A 6,694-nucleotide genomic window follows, 5' to 3' on the forward strand; every position below is an offset into this window, starting at 1 on the left:
CCACTATTCGGGGTTCTCGGTCTCAGGTCGAGAAGTAATGAGGGGGACAACGCGACGATGACACGGTCAGCCAAGAACCGGACTCGCGAAGCAGCATTGGACGTACGCCGACCTTCGATGAAGACGGCGGTCACCTCTGCGGTTCTTGTCGCCTCCATCGCGACTGCGTTGGGTGCCGGTTCGGCGGCAGCTGTGGAACAGGGCGGAACGAACCCCAACGATTCCGTGCCGCAGCAGGGTGGCACCGCGCCGACCGATACCGCACCCCAACAGGGCGGTACGGCTCCGACGCCGGCGCCCGAACCATCCGCGCCGATCAACGTCCCCGGTGCTGGTTCGATCCCGGCCCCGCCCCAAGAAGCTCCTTACCAGCCGTACACCGCTGCCCCGCAGTATGAGGAGTCGGGCTACACCGACCCCGGCTACAGCACGTACTACAGCCCCGTACCCGACGCGCCGCTCCAGGCGCCGAAGCCCGTTGCGCCGGTGCGTCCGATTGCGCCGCCGCCCAACAAGATTCGCGTCGGAAACTTCGTGACCGACATACCCGACGGCATGTCGGACAAGGATGTCAACTCCATCAACGCGTGGTCGGCCTACGGTGAGGCCAAGATCGCCCAGAACCTGATCTCCCTCGGCGTGCCGAAGGACAAAGCGTCGCGTCAGGCCGCGGCCACGATCATCGGCGTGGCCATCGGTGGTACCGCAGGTGCTGCCGCCGGTGTCATTCCCGTAGCGCTTGTCGGCGTGCTCCCGGGCGCAGCGGTCGGTGCGGGCGTCGGTGCCGGTGTCGGCGCCGTTGCCCTGACCCCGGTTTCGGTGCCCGGCGTGGGAACACTCTCGGGGGGCGCCGTCGGCGCTCTCATCGGCCTCCCGATCGGCATGGCAGGCGGAGCGGCAGCAGGCGCTGTCGGCGGAGCCGCCCTCGGCGCGACGATCGGCGGCACCATCGGTGGCATCGCCGCGTACACGCTCGGCGCAGGCGATCCGGGTGCGCACCCGCAGGAGCCCTGGAAGCTCGACGAGAACGGAAATCCCAAGCAGCCCAAGCACGCCAAGCCTGAGCCGGTCGATCCCAGCATCAACCAGTTCGAGTTGTCGGTTCCTGCTGAGTCAGCCGCCGAACAGGGGCTGCCCGGCGTCGACTACGTGGTCAACTATCGCGGCGATGTCAACGTGAAGGTTGGCAACCAGACCACCACGTGGTCGGCAGAGCAGGCGCAGGCGCCGTACAAGGCACTCGGGCCGCTCGGCGCTGCGCTCGAGAAGCACTTCCGCGAGCTGACCAAGCAGATGACGGGCAGTCTCGACGCTCAGGTTCCCGGCTCCGAGGTCAACTGGCCCCAGGAGGCTGTGGGTCGCCACGCACTGCCCGACGATGCAGCGGCAACGGAAGGCGTTGCGGCACAGTCGACTCCGGTGGCAGCGACAGTCGACGCCCCGGCGGACGCGACCAAGACAGACGTATCTCAGTCCGAAGAAGCAGCACCCGCCGTCGCCAAGGTGGGTCGGCACGCAGCAGGCCGCTGATCGACATGTCCGACACCAGCGTGCAGGGAGCAACTCAACAGGCGGCCGCGATGCCACACGCGGTCGTCGTGGTGGGCTCTGCCGGTGGTGTCGGAACGTCGGTGATCTCAGCTCTTCTCGCTGAATATCGAGCGGCGACGACGCTCGGCGCCGCGTCGTGGTGGGTTGACGCATCGGGCAACGACTGCGATATCGAGTTGCGGCTACAGGGACGTGGCGACCCGTCGTTGCTGCGAAGCGAACTCGGTACCGGCCTCCACCTCGCCGCCGAAGGAGCATCGGTGGTCGACACGGTCGAGGAAGTCTGGGGCAACGGCGCCGTGCCGGTCGTCGACGCCGGTGCGCGTCTACTCACATCACTTGCCGATCTCACCGACGACGTATTGGTCGACAAGGTCACGCCGGTGATCGTGCTCAATGTACGGCCTGATCTCCTCAACCGGGCGCGCCCGTTCTTGTCCGAGTGGCACAAGGCGGGCGTGCTCGAACGGTCCGTCGTCGTGCTCAACAACCCCATTCCGCTACCGAATCAGGCGTCGCTCCGGACACTGCTGATCGACACCGTCGGCGCGAGCGTGGCTGCCGTCGTCGGATTCGACTACGAGCCGGTGCTCGGCAGCGGGCTGGCAATGGGCCGCGTTGCGCAGGAGAAGTTCCTCCCGGCGACATGGGTGTCGTTGCAGGCTCTCGCGCAGGCGACGCAGGGCCCGGCCGCCCAGTAGGTAATACGCCAACGGGATTCACTCGCTGGTAGTACGTGTCGCTAAACTGCTTCGGTGCCCCGCCTGCTCGCCGATACGACGCCTCTGCGCAATATCTACTTTCGGCGTCTCTGGGTGGCGAACATCGTCACCGTCATCGGCGCTCAACTGACGATCGTCGCGGTACCGGCCCAGATCTACACCATCACAGGCAGTTCCGCATATGTGGGACTCACCGGACTCTTCGGTTTGGTGCCACTCGTCATCTTCGGTCTGTGGGGCGGGGCGCTCGCCGACGTGCTGGATCGTCGAATCTTGTTGATCTGCACCACGATAGGACTGATCGCGTGCAGTGCGGCATTCTGGGCGCAGTCGGCCTTCGGTGTCGGGAATGTCTGGATTATCCTGTCGCTCTTCGCGATTCAGCAGGCATTCTTCGCGGTCAACCAGCCCACGCGTACGGCAGTTCTGCCGAGACTGCTTCCCGACGAAGAGTTGCCGGCAGCGCTGTCGTTGAACATGACGGTCATGCAGGCCGGCGCGATAGCCGGGCCGCTCGTCGGTGGCGCACTGATCCCGATACTCGGCTATCCGCTCCTCTATCTCCTCGACACCATCTTCCTGGTACCGACGCTCGCGGCAGTCGTGATGTTGCCCGCGCTGCGGCCACTCAGTGGCGACGCGCCCAAGGTGCCCGGGCTTCGCTCGGTCATCGACGGTCTGCGCTATCTCGGGGCGCACAAGATCCTGATGGTGTCGTTCGTGGTCGACCTCATTGCCATGATCTTCGGTATGCCGCGGGCGCTGTTTCCGCAGATGGCCCACGAGAACTTCGGCGGGCCGATCGACGGCGGCTGGGCGTTCGCGCTGTTGTTCGCATCAATCCCTGCCGGTGCCGTGATCGGCGGTGTCTTCTCCGGATGGGTGAGCCGCGTCCAACGGCAGGGCCTGGCTGTCATTGTGTGCGTCATTATTTGGGGCGTCGCGATCGCCGGTGCGGGTATCGCGGTGGGATTTGCTCATGGTCGCGCAATGCCGTGGCTCCCGGTTGCCCTGGTGCTGCTGATGATCGGTGGTGCCGCCGACATGGCGTCGGCGGCATTCCGTCAGTCGATCCTGTTGGCCGCGGCCAACGACGACGTGCGCGGTCGACTGCAGGGCGTGTTCATCGTCGTCGTCGCCGGTGGTCCGCGAATCGCCGACGTCGTGCATGGCGCGGTCGCGGTGTCGATCGGCGTCGCACTCACCACGACCGGTGGTGGTGTGCTCGTCGTGATCGGCACAGTCCTTGCCGCGCTTGTGGTTCCGGCATTCGTGCGATATCGCATCGGGCGCACCATCACCGAACGGGCCGAAGGCCAGGGCTGAGCGTCGAGATCGTCGACGATGCCCTGACCAGCGGATCAGAGATTTCGATGCCAAGATGGAGCGCATGACTGTCACCGTCGGGGAATCGCGCAGCGGCTTTCGTGTCCCGCTCATCGACATCACGCCGTATATCGCGGGCGGTAGCGCCGCCGACAAAGCCGTCGTCGCCGCGCAGATCGACGACGCCGCCAGTTCGGTGGGCTTCATGCAGATTGTGGGGCACGAGATTCCATCGGCCGTGATCGACGAGTTCACCGCGGTGCTCGACGATTTCTTCGCGCTACCCCTCGACCAGAAGAAGGCGTATCGCACCCCGCCGGAGATCAATCGCGGGTACGCGCCGCCGAAGTCCGAATCACTCTCGTTGTCGCTCGGCGTCGAATCAGCGAATCGCATGAACGACTTCTTCGAGGCATACAACGTCGGCGTCGAAGCCAAGGAGTACCCAGATCTCGAGCTCCCCGACGACCAGTACGCCGACAACACCTGGCCGCAGGTCGACCACTTCGAGGCCGCGGTGTCGACATACTTTGCCGAGGCTCGACGGGTCGCGCACACCCTGACCAAGATCTTCGCCGACGCCCTGGACCTCCCGCCCGACTTCTTCGACGGCTACACCGACCACTCACTCGACGTGCTGCGCATGAACAACTACGCGCTGCCGCCCGGCGAGGTTGAGCTCGACGGCGAGCTGACGGGCATGGGGGAGCACACCGACTACGGCATCGTCACCGTGCTCTGGGCCGACCAGGTGCGCGGTCTGCAGGTGCTCGACGGCAACGGACAGTGGCACGACGTCGCTCCCGAGGACGGGGCATTACTGATCAACCTCGGTGATCTGATGGCCCGCTGGACCAATGAGCGCTGGATGTCGACGCTGCATCGGGTCAAGCCGCCGATCGTCGACGGGAGTATCGAACGCCGACGCTCCGCCGCCTACTTTCACGACGGCAACATCGACGCGACGATCTCCACACTTCCGTCGTGCGTCGGCGCCGGAAGCCGGTACTCGCCGATCACGGTGGGCGAGCACATCGGTGCGAAACTCGCCGGATCACGTGCAGGACAAGCAAATCCGTACGCCAAACGTGAAGCTGCCCGAGTCCAGCGTGCGATGCAGCGGGGACTCGGGCAGCAGTAGATCGCTCACGGCCGGTGTCCGGTGGTCAAGGGCCGCGGTCGGACTTGTCAGGGAACGATCACCCAGCCGCCGAACCCGTAGCCCTGAAGAACTCGTACCGGAGTGTTCAGCGCGTACGCACCGATCATGACTTGGACTGCGCCCGAGCCCGTACGCAGTTCGAGCGACTGGGTCTCGCCTGTAGGGTTTCGGGGTGGCAGAACTGTAACGAACCGCGCGGCGTCGTGCGTATCGCTGATATAACGGCATTGAGGGTACGTGTGTCGGGTGGGTCGGCGGATCGTCGCCGGCGGCAAGGACGTGGGCGTCATGCGAATCCTCTGGGGCGGGATAAGGACGATACGGCTGATGCCACCGCGTCCGAACGTCGAGACGTGCAAAGACCGTGCAGGAGAGCACAATGACCACATCCTCGCAAACCCCTTCGACGATGCGCGCAGCCGTCGTCCATGACTTCACCAAGCCGCTGACTGTCGACTCGATCGACGTTCCGACTCCCACTGGAAACGAGGCGCTGGTGCGCGTCGATTACACGGGCGTCTGCCACACCGATCTCCATGCGGCGCACGGAGATTGGCCCGTCAAGCCGGAGCCGCCCTTCGTGCCGGGCCATGAGGGAGTCGGGACCGTCGTTGCTGTCGGCGACGACGTTACCCGTATCAAGGTGGGCGACGTCGTCGGAAACGCGTGGCTGTGGAGTGCCTGCGGCGAATGCGAATGGTGCGAAACCGGTTGGGAGACACTGTGTCCTAACCAGAAGAACGGCGGGTACTCGGTCGACGGTTCCTTCGGCCGCTATATGCTCGTCGACTCACGCTACTGTCCCATCATCCCGTCAGGTGCCGATCTCGCCGCCGTCGGCCCGATCCTGTGCGCGGGCGTCACCGTGTACAAGGGACTGAAGTGCACCGACACCAAACCCGGTGAGTGGGTGCTGATTTCCGGTATCGGCGGACTCGGGCACATCGCGGTGCAGTATGCGATCGCGATGGGTCGTCGGGTGGCGGCCTTCGACGTCGACGACGAGAAGCTCGAACTCGCCCGCCATCACGGCGCCGAGATCACGGTCAATGCCGCGACGTCTGCCGACCCGGGCGCCGAACTGCAGGAGGCCACGGGTGGCGGCGTTCACGGTGCACTCGTCACGGCCGTCAACAAGCACGCGTTTCCGCAAGCGATCAGCGCGCTGCGTCGCGGTGGGACCGTCGTCCTGGTCGGTCTTCCGCCGGATCAGTTCCCGCTCGACATCTTCAGCACGGTGCTGCTCGGGTTGACCGTGCGCGGCTCGATCGTCGGAACCCGCAAGGACATGAGTGAGGCGCTCGATTTCTACGCGCGGGGCAAGATCACGCCCACCTACTCGGTCCGCAGTCTGACCGACATCAACGCGGTGTTCGACGAGATGGAGCACGGCAAGATCGAGGGCCGCGTGGTGATGGATATGGCCAAGGACGCCGGCTGAGCGCCGTTGTTTGGAACGGCTCCGGCCACCGCACAACGTGTTCGACGCGTCGCGGGCGCACTCATATCGAGAAATGTGTGTCGTATCGAAAGATGTGGGTGCTGCAGCACACATATCCTTCGGTTCGACACACATCTAGCCTGGCCGTGATGCTGCCGTGCATGCGGGTCGCAAGGTCTGGCTGGAGCCGGGGTGCGTACACAATCGTGACGTGAGCGGGGCGCCGAGGAGATTATTGTCTCGGCGTCGCGCTGACGACCGAGTTGTGTACGCGCGCTGCGGTGTGAGGGTTTGGTGGGCGTCGGGCAAGGTGTCGCACGGGGTCCGATCAGCGGGCCGGGCGCCCCGCTGGTCGAGCGGGCGCGAGCGCAGCGAGCACCCAGGTCGAGACCACTGCGGGCGGCGGGTGATCTCGACAGGCTCGATCAGCGGGGTGGGGCTCGATCAGCGGTAGTCCAGCCCGATCAGCGGGCCGGGCGCCCCGCTGGTCGA

5 protein-coding genes are annotated in these 6,694 nt (G+C 65.4%); all 5 read left to right on the top strand.

Going from position 1 to position 6,694, the window contains the following annotated elements; genetic code table 11:
* The first annotated feature begins 117 nt into the window (after positions 1-117).
* Positions 118-1,530 (top strand): hypothetical protein, encoded by a 1,413-nt coding sequence (locus A5766_RS24355; RefSeq protein ID WP_064904250.1) that lies wholly within the window; start codon positions 118-120, stop codon positions 1,528-1,530.
* Between the two features lie 5 nt (positions 1,531-1,535).
* Positions 1,536-2,252, top strand: coding sequence for a hypothetical protein (locus tag A5766_RS08525; protein WP_039855927.1), 717 nt, complete (start codon positions 1,536-1,538; stop codon positions 2,250-2,252).
* A gap of 54 nt (positions 2,253-2,306) precedes the next feature.
* Positions 2,307-3,599 carry an MFS transporter gene (locus tag A5766_RS08530; RefSeq protein ID WP_005206629.1) on the top strand — a complete coding sequence of 431 codons (1,293 nt, stop codon included), beginning with the start codon at positions 2,307-2,309 and terminating at the stop codon, positions 3,597-3,599.
* Positions 3,600-3,654: 55 nt separating this feature from the next.
* Positions 3,655-4,740 (top strand): isopenicillin N synthase family dioxygenase, encoded by a 1,086-nt coding sequence (locus A5766_RS08535; protein ID WP_039855923.1) that lies wholly within the window; start codon positions 3,655-3,657, stop codon positions 4,738-4,740.
* Between the two features lie 400 nt (positions 4,741-5,140).
* Positions 5,141-6,202, top strand: coding sequence for an alcohol dehydrogenase AdhP (adhP, locus tag A5766_RS08540; protein ID WP_005206626.1), 1,062 nt, complete (start codon positions 5,141-5,143; stop codon positions 6,200-6,202).
* Positions 6,203-6,694: the final 492 nt, after the last annotated feature.

Origin of the sequence: Gordonia sp. 852002-51296_SCH5728562-b (assembly GCF_001665475.1) — a bacterium.
GTDB classification, from domain to species: domain Bacteria; phylum Actinomycetota; class Actinomycetes; order Mycobacteriales; family Mycobacteriaceae; genus Gordonia; species Gordonia sputi.

Coding starts and splice junctions, on each gene's coding strand:
- A5766_RS08525 (WP_039855927.1), top strand. CDS start 1,536: ATGTCCGACACCAGCGTGCAGGGAGCAACTCAACAGGCGGCCGCGATG.
- A5766_RS08535 (WP_039855923.1), top strand. CDS start 3,655: ATGGAGCGCATGACTGTCACCGTCGGGGAATCGCGCAGCGGCTTTCGT.
- adhP (WP_005206626.1), top strand. CDS start 5,141: ATGACCACATCCTCGCAAACCCCTTCGACGATGCGCGCAGCCGTCGTC.
- A5766_RS24355 (WP_064904250.1), top strand. CDS start 118: ATGAAGACGGCGGTCACCTCTGCGGTTCTTGTCGCCTCCATCGCGACT.